Genomic DNA, 21,072 nt, shown 5'->3' on the forward strand with positions numbered 1-21,072 from the left:
CATGGCAAGCGTCCTCGCGACCGAGCATCCGGAGGACACCGCGTACGGCGAGGTGGGTGATGCCACCGTGCCGCTGCGTTTCTCGTCACTCGCGGAGGAGTACCGGGTGCTCAGAGACCGTGCCGTGGTCCTGGACCTCGGAGGGCACGGCCTCATCGAGATCACCGGATCCGGCGGTGTGGACTTCGCGCAGCGCGTGCTGGCCCGCGACGTGGAGTACCTCACCTCCGATCGCTGCATGATGAGCCTCGTCCTGGACGAGGCCGGGCAGGTCGTGGACCAGGTCCTCGCCTTCGGGCGGGAGGACGGGATGCTGCTGGAGAGCTCCTGCGGCGCCGGCGGCCGTCTTCTCGAGCACCTGCTGGCCCGGGTGGAGGAGGACGACGACGTCCGGATCACCGACCGCTCCGGGGACCTGACCGTCATCGGACTGGAGGGTCCGTACGCGTGGGGCGTGGTCGGGCGGCTGATCGACGCCGAGCTGGCGTCGCTGCCGTTCGAGTCGGTGGTGGACACCGCCTGGGACGACGTGGAGATCGTCTTCGCCCGTACCGGCCTCACCGGCGAGTACGGCTACCAGATGATCGTCCCCATCGAGTCCGCCGCCGCCCTGTGGCGCAGGTCGCTGGAGCATGCGCAGGCGGCGGGGCTGGAGGCGCTGGAGCTCGCGATGCTGGAGGTGCGCCAGCCCGTGCCCCGCCACGAGGTCACCCCCGGCGCGTCCGTCATCGAGATCGGCGCCAACTGGCTCGTGGACATCACCAAGGACGGCTTCGTCGGCAAGGACGCGGTGGTGGAGGCGTTCGAGGCCGGCGGCGGGCGGCGCACGGTCGGCTTCACCGGCTGCTCCGGCGTCCCCACCCCGGGCACCCGCGTGCAGGCCGGCGGCGAGGACATCGGCGAGGTCGTGTACGCCGTGCACAGCGTCGGCCTCGACGCCACCCTCGGCCTGGCCCGCGTGTCGGGGGACCTCGCCGCGGCGGGCCTCGAACTCAGCGTCGGCGGGCTGCCCGTGACCACGCTGACCAGTCCCTACATCGTGCCCAAGAGCTGGAGCATTCCGATCATCTGACCGGCCGGTGCCGAGTTCCGGTGCCGAGTTAAGGAGGGCAAGCATGGCGCTGCGGCCCGTCGTGGTCACCGGCCTGGGCATCATCTGCGCGGCCGGTCGCGACCCCGCCGAGTTCTGGCGGCGGCTCACCGCCGGCCAGGGTGGTCTCACCCCCATCGAGGACGAGGCGTTCGCCGTCTTCACGGCCCGGTACGCGGGCCAGGTGCCGGACGCGTGGATCGACGAACGGCTTCCGGACGACGACCGCGACGACGACCGGACCGCCAGGCTCGCGCTCGTCGCCGCCCGTCAGGCGCTCGAACAGGCCGGCCTCGCCGGCCCGCCGGGGACGGGAACGGCCGGCCGGCCCGCGGCCGGCCGGTTCGGGATCATCCTCGGGAAGTGCCAGGCGACGCCCGACGCGGCGGGGCGCTACCAGCCTATGCACCGCACGGGCGACGTGGTGGCCGACCGGCTGGGGCTGCTCGGCCCGCGCGTCCTGGTCTCCACCGCCTGCGCGGCCGGAGGCAACGCGGTCGGCCTGGCCAGGGACAAGATCCTCACCGGCGAGGCGGACGCCGTGCTGGCCGGCGGCGTCGACCCGCTGCTGTTCGGCACGTACGCGGGCTTCGCGGGACTGCAGGCGCTGAGCACCGGCCCCTGCCGCCCGTACAGCAGCTCCGACGGTCTCAACCTGGGCGAGGGCGCGGCGTTCCTGCTGCTGGAACCGCTGGACCTGGCGCTGGCCAGGGGCGCGACCCCGCTGGCCGAGGTGGCCGGGTACGGCCTGTCCGCCGACGCCTACCACGCCACCGCCCCCGACCCCACCGGCCGCGGCGGGGCCAGCGCGGTGCGGCGGGCCCTGGCCGACGCCGGCCTCACCCCCGCCGACGTCCACTACGTCAGCGGCCACGGCACCGGCACCCCCGCCAACGACGCCATGGAGGCCAAGGTCATGCGCCTGGTCTTCGGCGAACGTGCCGGGCAGGTTCCCACCAGCAGCATCAAGTCGTTCGTCGGCCACACCCTGGGCGCGGCCGGCGCGGTGGAGGCGGTGGCCGGCGTGCTGGCGCTCCAGCACGGCGCCGCCCCGCCCACGATCGGCTTCGAGGACGAACCGGCCGCGAGCGACCTGGACTTCGTGCCCAATACGGCGCGGCCGATGACGATCGACACCGTCGTCTCCAACAACTACGCCTTCGGCGGCAACAACGTCTCCCTCGTGCTGACACGGCCCCGTGACCCGCGCCCGTACGACGCGCTGCCGCGCCGTACCGCCGTGATCACCGGCCTCGGGCCGGTGACCGGGGCCGGCGCCGGGATCGCCGAGGTCGCCGAGGCGGTCGCCGCCGGGCGTCAGGAGCCCGGGAGGCCGCCGTCGCTGGACGGGCGCACGTACGCGCCGCGCTCGCTGTGGCGGCACATGAACCACCTGTCGCGCATGGCCATCGCCGCCTCCCGCCTGGCCTGGGAGGACGCCGGGCTGAAACTGCCCAGGAAGGCGCTGGACGACGTGGGACTGGTGTTCGCCACCGCCGCCGGGTCGGCGGAGAGCACCGGCGGGTTCGACGAGAGCATCGCGCTCAACCCGAACAAGCCGGCCGTGCTCAGCTTCTCCAACGTCGTGCTGAACGCCACGGGAGGCGCGGTCTGCCAGACGCTCGGGCTGCGCGGGCCGACCACCACGATCTGCAACGGCGGCGCGTCGGCCTCGATCGCCCTGGACTGCGCGCTGGAGATGATCCGGGCGGGCAAGGCCGAGGTGGTCCTGATCGTCGCCGCCGACGAGACGACCGCGTCCGCGCCGCCGGAGGATCCGCCGGTCCCGTACGGCGAGGGCTCACCCGCGCCCGTGCCGGGGTCGGCGGCCGTGGCCTTCGTCGTCGAGTCGGCCGAGCACTGCGCGGGCCGCGGCGGCCGGGCGTACGCGACGGTGACCGCCACCGCCCACACCCCCGACACCGGCACCGACCCCGACCCCGACCCCGGCACCGGCACCGAGGCGGTCCTCCGGGCCCTGACGGCGCTCGGCACGCCGGAGCCGCCGGCGGGGGCGGGACCGGCGGAGCTGGTGATCGGCGCCGGGGCCGGGGCGCCCGAGGACGGCGCGGAGGCCGGCGCCGTGCTCGCCCGCCTGCCGGGCGCGCTGCTGACCGCCTCGGCCGGGCTGACCGGAGACTGCCAGGCGGCCACCGGCGCCATGAACATCGTCCTGGCCGCCCTGGCCCTGCGCGACCAGGTCGCCCCCGCGCTGACCGGGCTCACCGCGCCCCGCGCCGGTGATCTCGCCTCGTACGTGACCAAGCCGGACCTCCCCGGCCCCGTGCGCCGCGCGGTGGCGCTCACCGCGGCCCCCGGCTCGGTGCGCGGCGCGACACTGCTGGAGGCCCTGTGAGCGCGCCCCCCTTCGACGTGGCCGAGACCGACCGGCTGCTGACCACCACCCGGTCCGTGCGCCGCCGCCTCGACCTGGAGCGGCCCGTCCCCCGCGAGGTCGTCGAGGAGTGCCTGGAGGTCGCCGTCCAGGCGCCCACCGCCAACAACCACCAGAACTGGCGGTGGCTGGTCGTCACCGAGCCCGCGGTCAAGGCGCGGCTGGCCGAGATGATCCGCTCGTCGTGGCAGTTCCACCTCAACGACATCTGGGTCAGGGCCGGACGCCGCCGCAACGACCGGCAGGCCCGCCGCAACCACGACTCCGCCCAGGCGCTCACCGAGACGATCGCCCGGGTTCCCGCGCTTGTCATCCCGTGCGTGCTGGGCCGCCCGCCGGACGTCGCGGCCATCAACGCCGCCTGGCGCGAGCGCATGGCGGACAAGGTCTCCGAGGACCCCGGCCACGAGGTCCAGCACGGCGAGACCCGGGCCAGCATCTTCTACGGCTCGATCTTCCCGGCCGTCTGGTCCTTCCAGCTCGCCCTGCGCAGCCGGGGCCTCGGCAGCACCATCACCTGCCTGCACGTCCCCCACGAACGCGCCGTGGGACGACTGCTCGGCATCCCCTCCGGGGTCACGCAGGTGTGCATGATCCCGGTCGCCTACACGGTCGGCACCGACTTCCGTCCCGCCGACCGCCACAGCGCCAAGGAGCGCACCTACTGGGAGAGGTGGGGGACGTGACCCGACGACCCGAGGACCCCGACGTCGTGATCGTCGGCGGCGGCATCTCCGGCGCGTCGGCGGCCTGCAGGCTGGCCGCCGGCGGGCTGTCGGTGGTGCTGCTGGAGAAGCAGGACGCCTACCACGACCTCGTACGCGGCGAGTGGCTGGCGCCGTGGGGGATCAGAGAGGCCCAGCGGCTGGGCGTGTACGACTGCTTCTCCGCCGGCGGCGGCTGGGAGATCCGCGAGTGGATGACCTGGGACGAGGCCGTCACCGAGGACGAGGTCGAGGCCGTGGACATGACCCGGTTCATCCCGGGCATCGGCGGGCCGCTGTCCTTCCCCCACCACAGCGTCTGCGAGCTCATGGCCGAGCAGGCCGTGTCCTCCGGAGCGCGCCTCGTCATGGACGCCTCCAGGATCGGCGTCACCGCCGGGCCGCGGCCGGCGGTGACGTACCGGACGCCCGAGGGCGACCACGAGCTGCGGCCCCGCATGGTGCTCGGCGCGACGGGGCGCGGCAACACCGTCGGACGCCAGGTCGGCGCCACCATGCGCAACTCCATGCACCACTGGGGCGGCGGCATGATGGTCGAGGGCCTGGACTCCTGGCCGGCGGACGTGCAGGCCATGGGCACCGAGGGCGACGTGATGTTCATGGTCTTCCCGCAGGGGTACGGCCGCGCCCGCCTCTACCTGAACTTCCCCGTCGCCAACAAGCACCGCTACCGGGGGCCGGGCGGCGTGGAGCGGTTCCTGGCCGCGTTCGAGCTCGACTGCCTGCCCGACCGGGGCAAGGCGGTCGCCGAGGCGGTGCCGGCCGGGCCGCTGTCGGTGTGGCCGTCGGTGTCCAGCTTCCCCGAGAGGTCGCCCGTGTTCGAGGGCGTGATCCTGATCGGCGACGAGGCGGGCAACGCCGACACCGTGCTCGGCACCGGCCTGTCCTGCGCGATGCGCGACTCCCGCACGGTCTGCGACATCCTGCTGGCCTCCGGCGACTGGTCGCCCGAGGCGTTCGCCCCGTACGTGGAGGAGCGGAACTCCCGCCTGGAGCGGCTCCACTTCGGAGCCTCCATCATCAGCAGGCTGCACGTCGAGTTCGGGCCGGCGGCCGTCGAGCGGCGGCGGCGGGTGCGCAGGCTCATGGCGAAGAACTTCGCCGCGCAGGTGACCGGGCTGCTCAACATGGTCGCCCCGGAGGACGTACCGGAGTTCGGCTTCAGCGAGTTCTTCGCTGAACGGCTGTTCAGGGAGACGGCATGACGGAGAAGAAGTTCGTCCGCGTCAACGACGTGGACCTGGCCTACGTGGACGAGGGCGAGGGTGACGCCGTCATCCTGCTGCACGGCTTCCCCGACTCCTCCTACCTGTGGCGGCACCAGATCCCCGCCCTGGTCGAGGGCGGCTTCCGGGTCATCGCGCCCGACCTGCGCGGCTTCGGCGACTCCGGCAAGCCGCAGGAGGTCGAGGCGTACGGCATGCAGACCATCGTCAACGACGTCGTGGCCCTCACCATGAAACTCGGCATCAAGCGGCCCCACCTGGTGGGCCACGACTGGGGCGCGGCCATCGCCTGGATGTACGCCTTCCTCATGCCCCGCCGCGTCGACCACCTGGCGGTGCTCTCGGTCGGGCACCCCGGCGTCTTCGCCACCCCGTCGCTGGAGCAGCGCGCGGCCTCCTGGTACATGCTCTTCTACCAGTTCCCCGGCGTGAGCGAGGAGCTGCTGCGGCGCAACGGGTGGCGGCTGTTCAAGGAGATCATGGGCCGGGACGGCGACTACGACCGCTACCTGCGCGACCTGGCCAGGCCCGGCGCGCTGACCGCGGGGCTCAACTGGTACCGCGCCAACCGCTCGCCGGCCGCCGAGCTGCGTCCGGCCCGCCCCTTCCCGCCCGTGCTCGCGCCGACGCTCGGCGTCTGGGGCGCCGGGGACAAGGCGCTGCTGGAGGAGGGCATGTCCGCCTCCGGCAAGTTCGTCAAGGGCCCCTGGCGGTACGAGCGCGTCGAGGACGCCGGCCACTGGCTGCCCCTCGACGCCCCCGACGAGGTCAGCAAGCTGCTGCTCGGCTTCCTCGGCACGGAACAACCCGCGCACGAGGAACGGCGTCCGCGCCGTCGCCTCTAGCCGCCCCGGAAAGGTGTGCATCGCATGCTCGGCTATCTCTTCCCCGGCCAGGGGACCGTCCGCGTCGGGATGGGCGCGTGGCTGCGCCGCCGTCCCGCCGCCCGGGAGCGGCTGGACCGGTTCGACGCGCTGCTGACGCGGCCGATCTCCCCGCTGTGCGCCCGCGGGCCCGAGGAGCGGCTGGTCGCCACCGAACACGCCCAGGTGGCGGTGACGGCCTGCAACCTGGCCGCGCTGGCCGTCCTCACGGAGGAGGGGTACGAGCCCGCCGTCGTGGCCGGGCACAGCGTGGGCGAGCTGAGCGCCCTGCACGCGGCCGGGGTGCTGACCTTCGACGACACGGTGCGGCTGGTCGCGATCCGCGCGCGGCTCATGGCCGGCGTCGGGCGGATCGGCGGCATGCGGGCCGTGATGGGACTTCCCGTCGAGGAGGTGGAGGACCTGGCCGCGTCCGCGTCCGAGCCGGGGGAGCCGGTCGTGGTGGGGCTGGAGAACGCGCCCGGGCACGTGGTGGTCTCGGGGACGCCGCCCGCGCTCGACCGGCTGGCCGCGCTCGCCGTCACCGCCACCAAGATCGTGACCCTGCGGGTGGGGAACGCCTTCCACTCGCCGCTGATGGCGGAGGCCGTGCCGGAGTGGGCCGAGGCCGTACGGAGGGCGCCGATGCGTGAGCCGCGCGTCCCCGTCGTGCCGAACGTCACCGGCGAGCCGGCCACCGACCTCGGGACGCTGCGGGAGGCCCTGATCGAACAGCTCACCGGCCGTGTCCTGTGGACGCGTACGGTCGCCGCGGTCGAGGCCGTCGCACCCGGCGTGGAGGTGGGCGACAGCAAGGTGCTCGCCGGCCTGTCCCGGCGCGCGGGGGCCCGGTGCCTGAGCATGGCCGACCCGGCCACCCTCCGCCGCCTCGCCAAGACGGTGGCGGCGTGAACGGGCGGAGCGGCGGCGTGACGCCGAACCGCTGGGGGAGCGCCGTGGTCGGGTACGAGGGGTTCACGCGACCTCACGAACTGGTCGGCGCGATGCCCCTGGAGGAGGTCTTCACGCCCGCCGAACGGGTCAGGTCCGCCGACGGGCGCACCCTCCAGCACTGGGCGGGACGGCTCGCGGCCAAGCACGCGGTGCTGCGCCTGCTCGGCATGCGGCCCACGGCCGAGCGCCTGGGCCAGGTGGAGGTGCTGCCCGTGCCCACCCCGGCCTGCCGCGGCGACGCCGCCTGCCGCGACATGCATCCCCCGTCCGTCCGCCTCACCGGCCGGCTGGCCGGGCTCGACGGTCCCGGCGCCCGCATCCGGGTCTCCCTCAGCCACACCTCGCGCCGCGCCCTCGCCGTCGCCCTCCGCGCCCCCCGCCTCCCCGAGGACGAGGAGGACCGGTGACGGACGCCAGGAAGACCGCGGAGGAGCACCTGCGGGCGTGGTGCGACGGCGACCCCGAGGCCGTCGCCGCCGCGGTCGCCTCCTATGCCGACCCCGACTCCGGCGGGACGCTGGCCGGCCCGGCGCTGGCCGCGCACGCCGCCGCCGTGCTGGCGCGCTTCCGCAACCTCCGCTTCGAGACCGGGCGGGTGGCCGGGGACGCCGACGCGGCCGTCGTCTCCTGGACGCTCACGGCCGACCACCGCGACGCCTACCTCGGCATCCCCGCCACGGGCGGCGCCGTCACCGTCACCGGCACCGACCTGGTGACCGTCGGCGCGGACGGCGCGCACGTGCGGCGCGACTTCGACCGGCTGGCGCTGGCCGCGGGGCTCGGCTACGGCGCGCGGTTCGTGCCCGAGTCCGACGGGACGCGCGAGTTCGGCGTGAGCGCCCGCGCCGCCACCGGCCGCACCGAACGCCCCGGCGCGCTCGTCCTCACCTGGCTTGAGGTACGCGACGACGCCGAGGCGGCCGACGTGGACCTGCTCAGCGTGGAGATCGTCAAGTCCCTGCGCGCGGCCCGCGGCTTCCTCGGCGTGACCACGTTCGACATCGGCGACCGCAAGTACACGCTGAGCGCCTTCGACCGGCCCGAGTCCGTGCGCGCCGTCCACGCCCGGCCCCACCAGCGCGCCGTGCGCCGCTTCTTCAAGAGCGGCCTGTGCACCCGCGTCCACACCAGCGTGTGGCGGCCGATCCACGCCCGCGACTACGCCCGCTGCCCCGGCTGCGCGGCGGTCGTCGTGGCCGGCGCGGACGCGGCCTGCCCGTGCGGCTGGACCCCCGGCGACGCACCGACCCTGTGAGACCCGCCGAGCGATCGGAGACCCCGATGTTGGAATTCACCGCCGAGCACCGGCCCGGTGACCGCCGGCCGGCCGTGGTGTTCATGTCCGCGCTGTTCGCCGGCGGCTGGATCTGGGACCACCCCTTCCGGCGGCTGTCCGAGGACGGGTGGCCGGTGCTGCGCACGAACGAGGCCATCTGCGCCCTCGACCGCCAGGTGGCCGGGTCGATCGAACGGCTCGGCGACGCGCTGCTGCGGGCCTGCGACGACGCGGGCGTCGAGGACGCCGTGGTGTGCGCCAACTCGCTCGGCGGGCTGGTGGCCATCGACCTGGCGGGACGCCGTCCCGACCGGGTGCGGGGGATCGTCGTGAGCGGCGCCCCCGGCCTCACCCCCGACCCCGACGTGGGACTGAGCTTCGACCGGCGCGCCAGCGTGCGGCCCTTCGGGGACGACTTCGGCGAGCGCATGGTGGCCGCCCTCTTCCACAGTGGGCGCAGCCACTTCGCCCCCGAGCGCATGGCCGAGGCGGGCGCCCTGCTGGAGCGGCCGGAGGCCATGGTGAGCATGGCCCGCAGCCTCAAGGCCACCCGCCGGTACCAGGTGAGGCCCGCGCTGGATCGCGTCCGCTGCCCCTCCCTGTACGTCTGGGGCCGCCACGACCGCATGACCCCCGTCGCCCCCTGGCTGGACGTGCTGGCCGGCCGCCCGGACGCGGAGGTCCTGGTCGTCGAGGACAGCGGTCACATCCCCATGGTCGAGTGCGCCGAGGGATACACCGCGGCCCTGGAACGCTTCGTCACCCGCCGCGCCGGAGCCCTCACATGACCCCCCGGACCCTCCCGGTCGCCGGCGGGGACGCGCTCGCCGTCTTCCTCTCCCCGCCCGCCGTCGCGCCGCCCGCTCCCCGGTCACGTGCCGCCCGCCCGCCCGCGGGCCGGCCGGACGCGCCAGCCCTGCTGATGGGGGTGGACATCGTGGAGTGCGACCGGCTGGCACGGGCGATGGCGCGCGGCGGCGAGGTGTTCGCCCGGCACGTCAGCACGCCGGACGAGCTGACGCTGGGGCCGGGGGTGGCGGCGTTCTCCGTCAAGGAGAGCCTGATCAAGGCGGTCGGCGTCCGCCCGGCCGGATTCAGCTGGCACGACTTCGAGGCGCTGCCCGATCGGCCGCCCGCCTGGGCCGCGGCCCTCCTGGACGAGGCGGCGGCGGAACTGGCCGACGCCACGGGGGTGTCCCTGACCGGTGGCGCCGCCTACGCCGTGCGCGGCGCCAGCGCCAGGGCCGCCGCCGTCCGCCTCGGGCCCGGCGTGCCCGTGGGAGCCGCCCGGTGGGGGGAGAGCCAGGGGTTGTTCGCGGCGCTGGCGGTCGTCTACGCCCGGACCGTCCACACCCAGGAGGAAGGGATGCCGTCATGAGGAGAACCGTCCAGCCGGGAGAGCCGATCCAGCGGGCGCTGGACGAGGCCGGTCCCGGCGCGCACGTCACCCTGGCGGAGGGCGTCTTCGCCGGGAGCGTCTGGATCCGGCACCCCGGCGTGACCCTCACCGGGGCGGGCGCGGGCCGGACGATCCTGGAGCCCGGCGAGGTCACGCCGTCCGGGGCGCCGCCCCTGCACGACGCCGCCGGGGACGTGGTCAACGGCGTCACCGTGTACGGCGAGAACCTCTCGAACGTGCGGATCGAGGGGCTGACGGTGCGCGGCTTCTCCGGCGCGGGGGTCTACGCGCACTCCGTCGCCGGCGTCACGGTGCGTCGCGTCGAGGTCGTGGACAACGACGTCTGGGGTGTCTACCTGCGGGAGTCCACCGGCTGCCGGATCATGGACTGCCGGGCCCGCGGCAGCCGGTACGGCGGTGCCGCCCTCAGCTTCTGCCCCCTGTCCGACCACCTGGTGGCCGGCAACGAGTCCTGCGCCAACGCCTTCGGCGTCTTCGTCGACAACTCCTCCGGCGTCAGGGTGCTGCGCAACGCCTGCCACGGCAACGCGGTCGGCGTGCTCCTGCTCAACCAGGTCTACGAGGGCGAGCCGCCGGGCGGCGTCACCGACTGCCTGGTGGCGGGCAACGACCTGTACGGCAACGACCTGGCCTCCGGTGCCGGGCCGGACGGCCTGGGCGCGGCGGGCCCGCCGATGTCCGGCGTCGGCCTCGCGCTGATCGGCACGAGCCGGGTCAGCGTCGTGGACAACCACATCCACGACAACCACCCGGGCGGCGAGTCTGTCATGGGCGCGGCCTTCGTCATGGGCTCGTCCAAGGACTGGGGCGGTGACGACACCCTGGACACCCACGTGCTGTGGAACCGCGTGCACGGCAACACCCCGCTGGACTACCAGCTCGGCGTGGACCCGGACCGCCAGGTGTCCGCCGCCAACACCGCCGACAAGGGCGACCCGGCCGACGCGCGGGGCTGGGCGATATGACCGGGCCCACGCCGGCGACCGCGCCCACGCCGTCCACCCTGGCCACGCCGCCCGCGCTGTCCTGCCACGGCCTGGGCAAACGCTACGGCGACGTCCACGCCGTCCGGGACGTCGGCTTCGACATCGCGCCCGGCGAGGCGTACGGGCTGCTCGGCCCCAACGGCGCGGGCAAGACCACCACGATCTCCATGCTCGTCGGCCTGCTCCGTCCCGACACCGGTCACGTGCGCGTACGCGGCGTGGACCTGGCCGACGACCCCATGCGCGCCAAGGCCGGGATCGGGTACGTCCCGCAGGAGATCGCCCTCTACCCGGAGCTGACCGGCCGCGAGAACCTGCGCTTCTTCGGCCGGCTGTTCGGCCTGCCCCGCCGCGAGCTGGCCGGGCGCATCGACGAGGTGCTCGACCTGGTGGGGCTGACGGGCCGCGCCGACAGCAGGCTCAAGACGTACTCGGGGGGCATGAAGCGGCGCATCAACATCGGGGCCGCGCTGCTGCACCGGCCCGAGGTGCTGATCCTGGACGAGCCCACCGTGGGCGTGGACCCGCAGAGCCGCAAGGCGATCCTGGACGGCGTCGAACGCCTGGTCGGCGAGGGCATGTCGCTGCTGTACACCTCCCACTACATGGAGGAGGTCGAGCGGGTCTGCGACCGGGTGGCGATCATCGACCACGGCCGGATCATCGCCGAGGGCACCCGGCGCGAACTGATCGCACTGGTCGGCGGCGCCGACAAGGTGGAGTTGTCGCTGGAGGGTGACATGGAGACGGCACTGGCCAAGCTGCGCGCGGTCGAGGGCGTGATCGAGGCGGCCATGACCGGCGACACGTCGATCCGGCTGCTCGCCGAGGACGGGCGGCACCTGCTCCCCGCGCTCATCACCGCCGTGGACGGCTGCTCCACCGTGACGGCCGCCCAGGTCATCGAGCCCGACCTGGAGGCCACGTTCCTGCACCTGACCGGCTCCACCCTGCGGGACTGACCATGTGGAGAGCATTCGCCGCGGTGAGCGCGCTGGAGTTCCGGACCCGGCTGCGCGACGGCACCGCCCTGGTGATCGCGCTGATCGTCCCGGTCACGCTGGCCACGCTGTTCAGCGTGGTCCTCGGCGGGGACGACCCGCCGCTGCGGGCCACGGTCGGGTTCGTGGACCTGGACCGCGGCGAGTTCCCCGCCGGTGTGCGCCGCGAGGTGATGGCCTCGGAGGAGCTGAAGGGCGTCATGACGCTGCGCGACCTGCCCGGCCGGGAGGAGGCGGACCGCGCCCTGGACGCCGAGGAGATCGGCGCGGCGATCGTCTTCCCCGCCGGTTTCAGCCGCAGCGTGGGGGAGGGGAACGGCGGCGACGTGGCCGTCCTGACCTCGCCGAAGTCCCCTCTGGCCGGGGTGGTGGCGCGGGCGGTCGTGGACCGCATCTCCGCGCTGGTGGACGCCAGGACCCTGGCGGTGCGCGCCGTGCTGAAGGCCGGGGTGCCCGGCGACGAGGTCAAGGAGCTGGTGGAGCGCAACGGGGCGGCGGGACCGTCGCCGGCGCTGGAGGACGACCCGATGTCCGGCGGCAAGGTCGACCTGTCGGTCCACTACGGCTCCGGCATGGCGGCGCTGTTCGCGTTCTTCGTGGTCGGGGCGTCCTTCCGTGGCCTGCTGACCGAACGAAAGCTCGGCACGCTCGACCGCATGCGCGCCGGGCCGCTGGCCGCGTGGGTGCCGTTCGCGGGCAAGGCCGCGGTGGGGTTCGCGCTGGCGCTGGTCAGCGTGTGCGTCACCTGGGCGGCCTCCGTGCTGGTGTCCGGCGCGACCTGGGGGGACCCGCTCGCCGTGTTCACGGTGCTGCTGGCGCACGTGCTGGCCGCCGCGGCGATCACGATGCTGGTGGCCTCCCGGGCGAAGACCGACGCCCAGGCGGACGGCGTGATCATGGTGGTGTCGTTCGTCATGGCCTTCCTCGGCGGCAGCCTCGTGCCGATGTACAGCCTGCCCGGAGTGCTCCAGGCCGCCGCCCTGCTCACCCCCAACGGCTGGACCTCCACGGCGCTGACCGAACTGGCCGGCTCCGGAGCGGGCCCGGCCGCCGTCGCCGGGCCCGTCGCCGTGCTGTGCGCGATCACACTGGTCGCCGGGGGCCTGGCCGTACTCGGGATGAAGAAGGGAACGCTGCTGTGAGCCCACGCCCCGTCCTGGCCCTGGTGGCCGCCAACCTGCGACGGCACACCCGCGACCGGGTGGGGCTGTTCTTCATGGTGATCATGCCGTTCGTGTCCATCGCGTTCGTCGGCATGGCCATCGGCAACGGCACGGGACGCCTGCCCGTCGGCGTGGTCGCGCACGGCTCCGACCCCGTCACCGCCGCCCTCCTGGCCGAGCTGGACCGCCGCCCCGACCTGGAGGTCACCCGCGTGGAGTCGGCCGCGGACCTGCGCTCCGGCGTGCGGTCCGGCGCGCTGGCCGCCGGCCTGGTCGTCCCGGACGACCCCGCCCGGCTCCGGCTCGTCGTCACCGAGGTCAACGGCAGCGGCATGGCCGCCCGCAGCGCCATCGACGTGGCCGTGGGCCGGGTGGCCGCCGTGGAGGAGGCCACCCGGGCCGCCGTCACCGCGGGCGCCACGCCGGCCCAGGCCGCCGCGTACGTCCGGCAGGCCCAGGCGGAGTCCGGCCGCGTGGCCGTCACCGGCGGGTCCGCGGGCGCCGCCGACCCGCGCGGTTTCGCCTACACCGCCCCGGCCAACCTGCTGCTGTTCACCTTCATCAACTCCATGGCCGTGGCCGCAGCCCTGGTCGAGAGCCGCCGGCTCGGCATGCTCCAGCGGGCGCTCACGGCTCCCGTCCGGCGGGCGTCGGTGCTGCTCGGGGAGGCGCTGAGCCGGTTCCTCGTGGCGCTCGCCCAGGCCGTGCTGGTCGTCGTGGTGAGCGCGCTGGCGTTCGGCGTGACGTGGGGCGACCCGCTCGGCGTGGCGGCGGTCGTGGTGGTGTTCTCGCTGGTCGCGACCGGCGCCGCCCTCCTGGTCGGCACCCTGCTGAACGCGCCCGACCAGGCCCCCGCCGTCGGCCCGCCGCTCGGCGTGGTGCTGGGCATGCTCGGCGGCTGCCTGTGGCCGCGCGAGTCGTCCGGCGAAGTGATCAACACCATCGGACACCTGTTCCCGCACGCCTGGGGCATGGACGCGCTGCTCACGCTCGCCCAGCCGGGCAAGGGCCTCACGGCGGTGCTGCCCCAGCTCGCCGTACTGGCCGGGATGGCCGCCCTGCTGCTGGGCGCCGCCCTGGCCCTGTTCCGCCGCCGAGCGCTGTCCGCCGCCTGAGGAGGAAAGATCATGACGTTGATGTCGTTCACCCGGGACCACGTGATGGACGTGTACCGCTACGCCGAGAGCAAGGGCGCGATCGAGGCCATCGAGGTGGCGGCGGCCGACCTCGGCATCGGCGTGGGGGAGATGCGGGAGGCGGTGCGCCATCTGACGGACAGCCACCTGCTGCGGCCGGACGACGGCGCCGGCGCCGTCGAGCGGTACGCCCCGGTCGACCCGGAGCTGGCCGCGGCGTCGCTGGTGTCCACCGTGGAGCGCGAGATCTACCGGCGGCGGGAGCTGCTCGACCAGATCAAGGAACGGGTCGGCCTGGTGGAGCAGTCGCCGGGCGCGTCCCAGGGCACCGTGGACTACCTGGCGGGGACCATGGAGGTGCGCGGCTTCCTCAAGACGGCCGGCGACGCCTGCCGCGACGAGGTCCTGGTGCTCCAGGGAGGCGGCGTGGTCGAGGACATGGCGGAGACCTACCTCGGCCTGGTGACCAGGGGGGTGACCGTCCGCATCATCTGCCAGCACCGCAACCGGGCCGACGTCGGCACCAGGATGCGGATGAAGCGGCTCACCGACGCGGGCGCCTCCGTCTACACCGTCAGCCACGTGCCGCGGTCGGCCATCGTCTTCGACCGCTCGCTGGTCGTGCTGTTCGGCGCGGACGACGCCGAGGCCAGCATCGCCCGCGTGCACAACCAGGGCGTCATCCAGTTCTTCCTCGACCTGTTCAACCACCTGTGGGAGATGGCCACGCCGCTGGAGGGCATCGACTTCGGCTACTCGGGCGTGGCCGACGACCTCCAGCAGTCGATCGCCGCCCTGATGGCCAAGGGCTACACCGACGAGGTGGTGGCCAGGAAGCTCGGCATGTCGGTGCGGAGCTGCCGCCGGCACATCGCCACCATGATGCGCGATCTCGACGCCACCAGCCGTTTCCAGGCCGGAGTGCAGGCCGCCAGGAAGTACCTCACAGCGGGGTGACCTCCTCGACTCCGGCGGGCTCACCTCCGACCGGGGTGAAACCGGCCGGCGTGAGAGCGGCGGGCTCGGAACCGACCGGCCTGAGACCGGCGGGCTCGGAACCGACCGGCCTGAGACCGGCGGGCTCGGAACCGGCCGGGGTCACCCTGTCCAGGGCCACGCCGGCCAGCGCGCGGGCCCGCTCCACGACGGTCTCGACGCCGAGTGTCAGATCCTCGAACGACATGCGCGGGTCCAGGCACAGCCGGACCGAGCTGTTGGCGTCCTCGGGGGAGAGGCCGATGGCGGTCAGGACGTACGAGGGCTCCTGGGAGCCGGAGTTGCACGCCGAGCCGGTGGACAGCGCCACCGACCGCAGGCTGGAGACGAGGCTCTCACCGCGCACGCCGGGCAGCACCACGTTCAGCACGTGCGGCACGCTCACGTCCGGGTCGCCGTTGACGCGCAGCCCGGGGAACCCGGCCGTCAGCACGTCCAGGGCGACGGCGCGGAGTTCGAGTACCCGCCGCCACTCGGCGTCCCAGCGCCCGGCGGCCAGTTCGCACGCCTTGCCGAGGCCGACGACCAGGTGGGTGGGGACGGTGCCGCTGCGGAGCGCGTGCTGGCCGCCGCCGTACATGATCGGGCGCAGCCGGTGGCGGATCTCCGGCCGCACGTACAGCGCGCCGACGCCCTTGGGACCGTGGATCTTGTGGGCGGACAGGGACAGGGTGTCCGGCTCCGTGTCGCGCACGTCGATGGGGATGCGGCCGGCCGCCTGCGCGCCGTCCACGTGCAGCAGCGCGCCCGCCTCGTGGCAGAGCGCGGCCATGGCCCGCACCGGCTGCACGGCTCCGATCTCGCTGTTGACCCAGGCGGCCGTGGCCACCCGGGTGTTCAGATCGAGCAGCCCGGCCAGGTGCCCGAGGTCGACCTGGCCGCTCGGGCGCACCCGCATGGTCCTGGTCCCGACGCCGCGGGCGGCCAGCGCCTGGCCGACGGCCAGCGACGACTTGTGGTCGGTGGGGCAGAACACGCCGTTGACCGGGGCGGTGTCACCGTGGGCGAACACGCCGAGCAGGGCGATGTTGTTGCTCTCGGTCGCGCCCGAGGTGAACACGATCTCGCCGGGGCCGGCGCCGATCAGCCGGGCCACCGACTCGGCCGCGGCGTCCACCGCGCGCCGTGCCCGCTTGCCCATGGCGTGCGGCGACGAGGGGTTGCCGTACTCCTCGCGCAGGTACGGCATCATGGCCTCCAGCACCTCGTCGTCGACGCGGGTGGTGGCGCAGCCGTCCAGGTATATGGGCTTCATCGGGGATCACCGCCGGAACGTGCTGACGGTGACGAGCTTGTCGTAGATCTCGTCCTCGGACATCTCGCCGCTGCCGCCGGGATCGGCCACGACCACCCGCATGCCGGGCAGGTCGTACAGGCCGAGCGCGATGTCGACGCCGGTCTCCACCGGCCGCAGGCACTCGCCGGGCGCGAAGATCAGCAGGTTGCGGTGGCCGGCCCTGTACACCTCCGAGACCATCTCGGTGATCTCGCCCGCGCAGCCGGTGACGCCGCAGCTGATCAGGGTGCGGTAGTTGCCGTCGGCGTCCAGGAAGGCCACCTCGGTGTCGTTCCGGCCGGTGTCGAGGTAGCGCTTCTCCAGGCGCCCCGCCTTGACGAGGCGGTCGGCGGCCTTCTGGAAGCGGTACTTCAGCCAGGTCTCGGGGAAGGCCAGGGGGTGCTTGCGGCTGGGCAGCACGCTGTCCCCGTTCAGCCCGGCCTCCCGCAGCGTCTTCTCGTAAGAGGACGGCAGCGCGGACATGCCGGTGAAGAACTCCGCGCGGAGCTCGCCGGCCGGGCGGCCGCCGGCGGGCACGTACTGCCAGTCGTTGATGAGCAGCAGCAGCCGCACGTCGGCGCCCGCCGCGGCGTAGCTCCGGAGCAGCTCGGCCGACATCCGCCACGTGTAACCGGGGAAGATGCCGACGCGGCCGGCGACGCGGCGGCGCATGGTCTCGTCGTGCTGCTCCTCGATGACGCCGGGCGTCAGCCGGCCCGTCTCCGGGTCCTCGAAGAGCATGAAGTGACCACCCATGATGACCAGGTCGCCGAGGTCGGCGGCGGGCAGCTCGCGGTCGATGGTCTCGCGTAACTCCTGCTCCGAGGCGACCAGGCGGCGGCTTCTGACCACCTGTTGTCCGTTGAGGGTCTGGGACATGACGTTCACTCCCTGTGACTGGGAATAGGGGTGGTGGAGTTCTGCGGGACGGGGGTCAGGCGGGCGGCCAGCGCGCCCAGCGGTGTGGGACCGGCGAGCTGCTGGAGGGTGAGTCCCCGCCAGCCGCGGCCGCTCAGCTCCGCCAGTACCCGCGGGATGCGCAGAGCCCGGCCTCCGGCCAGCGTGTAGCTGTCGGACGGGTCGACGCCGGCGAGTCCGTGCGCGTCCCGCACGGCCGCCAGCAACGCCTGCACGGCCTCGTCGGCGGGTGCAGAGGGCGGCGTGGTGGGCATGGCGGACGCGGTGGCCGTCTCCGGGGCGAAGGGCACCAGGGATGCCAGTTCGGTGAGCCGCAGGTCGTCGCCGGCCGCCAGCACCAGGCGCTCCATGCCGCGCAGGAACCACTCGACGGCGCCGGCGTCCATGACCGACGACATGGCGTGCAGGGAGAGCGAGACCGCGTCGCGCCACTCGTCGATCCGCAGGTACGTGTCCAGCCCGCAGTATGCCCACGACTCCGGGACCGGGTTCCAGGTGAAGGCGGTGCGCCGCCCGCCGTACTCCTTGGTGCGCTGCTTGATGAAGTTGAGCTCGGAGCTCAGCAGCACCGGGCCGCCGCGCCGCGACCCCTCGCGCGAGACCATCTCGACGATCTCGTCGTAGGGGACGTAGGCGTGCTCGCGCGCCCGCGAGAAGCTCCCGGCCACGCGGCCGAGCAGCTCGCCGAAGGACGGGTCGCCCGCGCAGTCCACCCGGACGAGCGTCGGGGAGAACATGCAGGTCATCACGTCGGGGAAGGGATGCGTCTCGCGGTTGCTGACGAACGACAGGAACCCCGCCGAGTCGCCGCCGGTGTAGATCGCGGTCATCGCCGCGTACGCGGCGACGTGCACCAGCGACGGCCACACTCCGTGCCGTCCCGCGGCCGTCCGGGCGGCCCCCGGCAAGACGGGCGAGACCAGCGTCGCGTGCCGGGCCGGGGGGCCGTCGCGCTCCGCCCGCCGGCGGGCGAAGGGATCGAGGGGGAGGCGGGTCACCTCCTCCTGCCAGTGCGCCATCGCCCGCGCCGCCGTGATCGCCGCGTCCGCCGACGCCTCGTGGCGGGCCAGGTCGGCCGGCCGGTTCCGGACGGGGGACAGCGCGGCCGGGCGGCGCGCGGCCATCCCGGCGGCCTGCGTACGCAGTTCCCGCTTGATCTCCCCCAGTGTCCAGACGTCCACCGCCAGGTGGTTGAACACCAGCACGCACGCCTTCGGCGCGCCCCCGGTGGTGACCAGGCAGGCCCGGATCGGCCACTCCCCGGCCGGGTCGAACGGGCTGCGGGTCAGTTCCTCGACCGTCTCGACGGGTCCGGGGGTGCCGTCCCGCTCCGTGGTGACGACCCGGACAGGCAGCGGGCGCGGCGGATCCACGTGCTGCCCGGGCTCGGGGTCGAGCCGGTACGTCGTCCGCAGGATCTCGTGACGCCGGGTCAGATGGGTGAGGATGGCCTTCGCCTGGGCGACGGTGATCCCCGAGGGCACCTCGAAACGCAGCACCACGTGCGTTTCGTGCTGGTGCTCCGGAGGAAGCTGATGGACGCGCAGCCACATGTAGCGCTGCCCCCAGCACAGGCCTGCGGATTTCATGAGACGTTCACCTCGGCGGATTCCATGAAACCGGACATCTCGAGGATTGGGCTTCACCGCGTGTCCGGCAATGGTCACGCGATGACCGGTTCGGCGGCGGAGAACCTGTCAGCAGGGGTCGCTTGACCGGGGCCCCTGTTTTTCGGAAACCTCTTTTCAAGGGGATGATTCCGTGAGATGAGGACACCTCGCCATGCTGGAAATACCCGACAGCTTCAAGAGCCTTCTGAGAATCCATCTGCCGTACGCGGACGCGGAGCGGCTGACCCCGCAGGACCAGCTGGGCGCGCTCGGCCTCGACTCGATGGGCGTGGTGCGGCTTCTCGTGGACGTGGAGAACACCTACGGGGTGGAGCTGCCCGACGACCTGCTGAACGAGTCCACGTTCAGGACGGTCGGCTCCCTGTGGGGCACCCTGTCGTCGTGCCTGACGCCTCCGCCCCTCTGACGCCCCGCTCGCCGGCGCCGCCACCCCATCGGGCGGCGGCGCCCCGTACCGTGTCCGTCTCGGACCGCGTCCGCCTCAGACGGTGTTCAGGGCGGCGGCCGTGGCACGGCGGTCGACCTTGCCGTTGGCGTTCAGCGGCAGCTCGTCCAGGATCGTCACCGAGCGCGGCACCATGTAGCCGGGCAGCACCTGCGCCACCCCCCTGACCAGCGCCACGGGGTCCAGCCCCGTCCCCGTGCAGGCCGCCTCCAGGCCCAGCTCGCCGTCCCGTCCCCGCACCGCCAGCACGACCGCCTCCACCACGCCCGGCCGGTCCCGCAGCGCGGCCTCGACCTCGCCCGGCTCCACCCGGTGCCCGGAGATCTTGACCTGCTGGTCCAGCCGTCCCAGGTGAACCAGCGTGCCGTCGCACCAGGCCACCCGGTCACCGGTCCGGTACCACAGGTCCGGCGCGACGGTCCCGCCCGCCGTCGCCGCGTCGCGCGCCGCCACGCCGTCGAAGCGGGCGAACCGTCCCCGGTTCACACCGGGGTCGGCGTACCCGGGGAAGCGCTGCACGCCGCGCAGCAGCAGCTCGCCCTCGGCGGCCGGCCGTCCCCCGCCGTCCACCACCAGGTACTCGACCCCCGGGTACGGCGTCCCGATCGGCACCGTCCCGTTGGAGGTCTCCGGCCAGCGCCCCGGGTCGGCCGGAAGGCGGTATTCGGTGCAGCTGATGGTCAGCTCCGTCGGACCGTACAGGTTCTCCAGGACGCTCCCCGGGGCGGCCGTCCGCCACGCCGCGGCCTGGGGCAGCGTCAGCGGCTCGCCGCAGAACAGGCTCCACCGCAACGACGGCATCGCGCCCGGCGTCAGCCGCCGCAGCCGCATGGCCAGCGACACCACCGACGGCACGCTGAACCAGTGCGTCAGCTCCTCGCGGGCCACGAAGGCGACGGGTTTGAGCAGGTCGTACGGTGCCGGCACGACCAGCGTCGCCCCGCTGCCCCAGGCGGCGAACATGTCGAACACCGACAGGTCGAACGTCAGGTCGAACGTCTGCGACAGCCGGCAGCCCGGACCCAGCTCGTAGCGGGGGACCACGTGCGACAGGTACGCGTCCACGCTGCGGTGGCGCAGCGGCACGCCCTTCGGCACACCCGTCGACCCCGACGTGAACAGCACGTACGCCAGGTCGTCCGGGCCGGCCGGAAAGGCGTCGGGCACGGCGCGCGGCGGGGCGTCCAGCCGGTCCAGGCTCACCGCCAGCGTGGCGGCGGGCAGCACGGGCGGCCGGAGGCCGGCGTCGGCGAGCACGAGGCCGGGCCCCGCGGCCGCCGTCACGGCGCGGTTGCGCGCGGCGGGCGCGGACGGGTTCAGCGGCACCGCGGTGGCGCCGAGCCGCTGGATCGCCAGGTAGCCGGCGTAGGCCAGGAGGCTGCGGGCCGCGTACAGGCCGACCCTGGCGGGCGGCTCGCCGCAGGCCGCGACGATCTCGGCGGCCAGCCGCCGGGACAGCGCCTCCAGCTCGGCGTAGGTGTGACGGCCGCCGCCCACCTCCAGCGCGACCCGCTCACCGTGGCGGGCGGCGGCGTCGGCGAACCACCGGTGAAGGGTGCGTTCCATGGCCT

At 74.0% G+C, this 21,072-nt stretch carries 20 protein-coding genes; 16 read left to right on the forward strand and 4 right to left on the reverse strand.

The annotated features are described in order from the left end of the window. Window position 1: 1 nt before the first annotated feature. Genes ACZ6W9_RS02660 through ACZ6W9_RS02730 form a run of 15 tightly spaced genes read left to right on the forward strand, consistent with a single transcriptional unit; the run spans window position 2 to window position 15,192 of the window. Window positions 2-1,072 carry an aminomethyl transferase family protein gene (locus ACZ6W9_RS02660; RefSeq protein ID WP_362942945.1) on the forward strand — a complete coding sequence of 357 codons (1,071 nt, stop codon included), beginning with the start codon at window positions 2-4 and terminating at the stop codon, window positions 1,070-1,072. A 43-nt stretch (window positions 1,073-1,115) separates the two neighbouring features. After that, complete coding sequence (locus tag ACZ6W9_RS02665) at window positions 1,116-3,446, forward strand: beta-ketoacyl synthase N-terminal-like domain-containing protein (protein ID WP_470116601.1); 2,331 nt, start codon at window positions 1,116-1,118, stop codon at window positions 3,444-3,446. After that, window positions 3,443-4,171 (forward strand): nitroreductase family protein, encoded by a 729-nt coding sequence (locus tag ACZ6W9_RS02670; protein WP_362942939.1) that lies wholly within the window; start codon window positions 3,443-3,445, stop codon window positions 4,169-4,171. Before ACZ6W9_RS02665 ends, ACZ6W9_RS02670 begins: the two co-directional genes overlap by 4 nt. Next, a complete protein-coding gene (locus ACZ6W9_RS02675; RefSeq protein ID WP_362942936.1) occupies window positions 4,168-5,415 on the forward strand; it encodes an FAD-dependent oxidoreductase in 1,248 nt (415 codons plus the stop codon). Before ACZ6W9_RS02670 ends, ACZ6W9_RS02675 begins: the two co-directional genes overlap by 4 nt. Continuing rightward, window positions 5,412-6,281: an alpha/beta fold hydrolase gene (locus tag ACZ6W9_RS02680; protein ID WP_470116602.1), complete on the forward strand. Its 870-nt coding sequence runs from the start codon at window positions 5,412-5,414 to the stop codon at window positions 6,279-6,281. Before ACZ6W9_RS02675 ends, ACZ6W9_RS02680 begins: the two co-directional genes overlap by 4 nt. Window positions 6,282-6,305: 24 nt before the next feature. Further along, window positions 6,306-7,211 (forward strand): ACP S-malonyltransferase, encoded by a 906-nt coding sequence (locus ACZ6W9_RS02685; RefSeq protein ID WP_389959200.1) that lies wholly within the window; start codon window positions 6,306-6,308, stop codon window positions 7,209-7,211. Next, the gene (locus ACZ6W9_RS02690) at window positions 7,208-7,660 is read left to right on the forward strand and encodes a holo-ACP synthase (protein ID WP_389959203.1); all 453 of its coding nucleotides are present in this window, start codon (window positions 7,208-7,210) and stop codon (window positions 7,658-7,660) included. Before ACZ6W9_RS02685 ends, ACZ6W9_RS02690 begins: the two co-directional genes overlap by 4 nt. After that, a complete protein-coding gene (locus ACZ6W9_RS02695; RefSeq protein ID WP_470116603.1) occupies window positions 7,657-8,508 on the forward strand; it encodes an ester cyclase in 852 nt (283 codons plus the stop codon). The genes ACZ6W9_RS02690 and ACZ6W9_RS02695 overlap by 4 nt, the downstream gene beginning before the upstream one ends. A 26-nt stretch (window positions 8,509-8,534) precedes the next feature. Beyond that, entirely contained in the window at window positions 8,535-9,317 is a 783-nt protein-coding gene (locus ACZ6W9_RS02700) for an alpha/beta fold hydrolase (protein ID WP_389959208.1), read from the forward strand. Beyond that, entirely contained in the window at window positions 9,314-9,907 is a 594-nt protein-coding gene (locus tag ACZ6W9_RS02705; RefSeq protein WP_389959211.1) for a 4'-phosphopantetheinyl transferase superfamily protein, read from the forward strand. The genes ACZ6W9_RS02700 and ACZ6W9_RS02705 overlap by 4 nt, the downstream gene beginning before the upstream one ends. Next, window positions 9,904-10,914: a right-handed parallel beta-helix repeat-containing protein gene (locus ACZ6W9_RS02710; protein ID WP_389959214.1), complete on the forward strand. Its 1,011-nt coding sequence runs from the start codon at window positions 9,904-9,906 to the stop codon at window positions 10,912-10,914. The genes ACZ6W9_RS02705 and ACZ6W9_RS02710 overlap by 4 nt, the downstream gene beginning before the upstream one ends. Further along, on the forward strand, window positions 10,911-11,897 hold the full coding sequence (locus ACZ6W9_RS02715) for an ABC transporter ATP-binding protein (protein WP_389959216.1): 987 nt from the start codon (window positions 10,911-10,913) through the stop codon (window positions 11,895-11,897). Before ACZ6W9_RS02710 ends, ACZ6W9_RS02715 begins: the two co-directional genes overlap by 4 nt. A 2-nt stretch (window positions 11,898-11,899) precedes the next feature. Then, window positions 11,900-13,078: an ABC transporter permease gene (locus ACZ6W9_RS02720; RefSeq protein ID WP_389959218.1), complete on the forward strand. Its 1,179-nt coding sequence runs from the start codon at window positions 11,900-11,902 to the stop codon at window positions 13,076-13,078. Continuing rightward, window positions 13,075-14,214, forward strand: coding sequence for an ABC transporter permease (locus ACZ6W9_RS02725; RefSeq protein ID WP_389959221.1), 1,140 nt, complete (start codon window positions 13,075-13,077; stop codon window positions 14,212-14,214). Before ACZ6W9_RS02720 ends, ACZ6W9_RS02725 begins: the two co-directional genes overlap by 4 nt. A 12-nt stretch (window positions 14,215-14,226) precedes the next feature. Beyond that, window positions 14,227-15,192, forward strand: coding sequence for a hypothetical protein (locus ACZ6W9_RS02730; protein ID WP_362942903.1), 966 nt, complete (start codon window positions 14,227-14,229; stop codon window positions 15,190-15,192). Here the strand turns inward: ACZ6W9_RS02730 and ACZ6W9_RS02735 are convergent. The 3 genes from ACZ6W9_RS02735 to ACZ6W9_RS02745 are packed head-to-tail and all read right to left on the reverse strand — an operon-like array spanning window position 15,179 to window position 19,014. Beyond that, window positions 15,179-16,486 (reverse strand): cysteine desulfurase family protein, encoded by a 1,308-nt coding sequence (locus tag ACZ6W9_RS02735; protein WP_470116604.1) that lies wholly within the window; start codon window positions 16,484-16,486, stop codon window positions 15,179-15,181. The two genes, ACZ6W9_RS02730 and ACZ6W9_RS02735, sit on opposite strands and share 14 nt — an antisense overlap. Window positions 16,487-16,492: 6 nt before the next feature. Further along, window positions 16,493-17,386 carry an LPD16 domain-containing protein gene (locus tag ACZ6W9_RS02740; RefSeq protein ID WP_470116605.1) on the reverse strand — a complete coding sequence of 298 codons (894 nt, stop codon included), beginning with the start codon at window positions 17,384-17,386 and terminating at the stop codon, window positions 16,493-16,495. 5 nt (window positions 17,387-17,391) lie between these two features. Then, entirely contained in the window at window positions 17,392-19,014 is a 1,623-nt protein-coding gene (locus tag ACZ6W9_RS02745) for a condensation domain-containing protein (protein WP_389959229.1), read from the reverse strand. Between the two features lie 193 nt (window positions 19,015-19,207). Here ACZ6W9_RS02745 and ACZ6W9_RS02750 point away from each other — a divergent pair, with 193 nt between their 5' ends. Further along, window positions 19,208-19,462 carry a phosphopantetheine-binding protein gene (locus tag ACZ6W9_RS02750; protein ID WP_362942891.1) on the forward strand — a complete coding sequence of 85 codons (255 nt, stop codon included), beginning with the start codon at window positions 19,208-19,210 and terminating at the stop codon, window positions 19,460-19,462. A 75-nt stretch (window positions 19,463-19,537) separates the two neighbouring features. Here ACZ6W9_RS02750 and ACZ6W9_RS02755 read toward each other — a convergent pair whose 3' ends face one another. Beyond that, entirely contained in the window at window positions 19,538-21,067 is a 1,530-nt protein-coding gene (locus ACZ6W9_RS02755) for an amino acid adenylation domain-containing protein (RefSeq protein ID WP_389959232.1), read from the reverse strand. Between the last annotated feature and the right edge of the window lie 5 nt (window positions 21,068-21,072).

It is taken from the genome of Streptosporangium sp. NPDC053982, assembly GCF_055585205.1.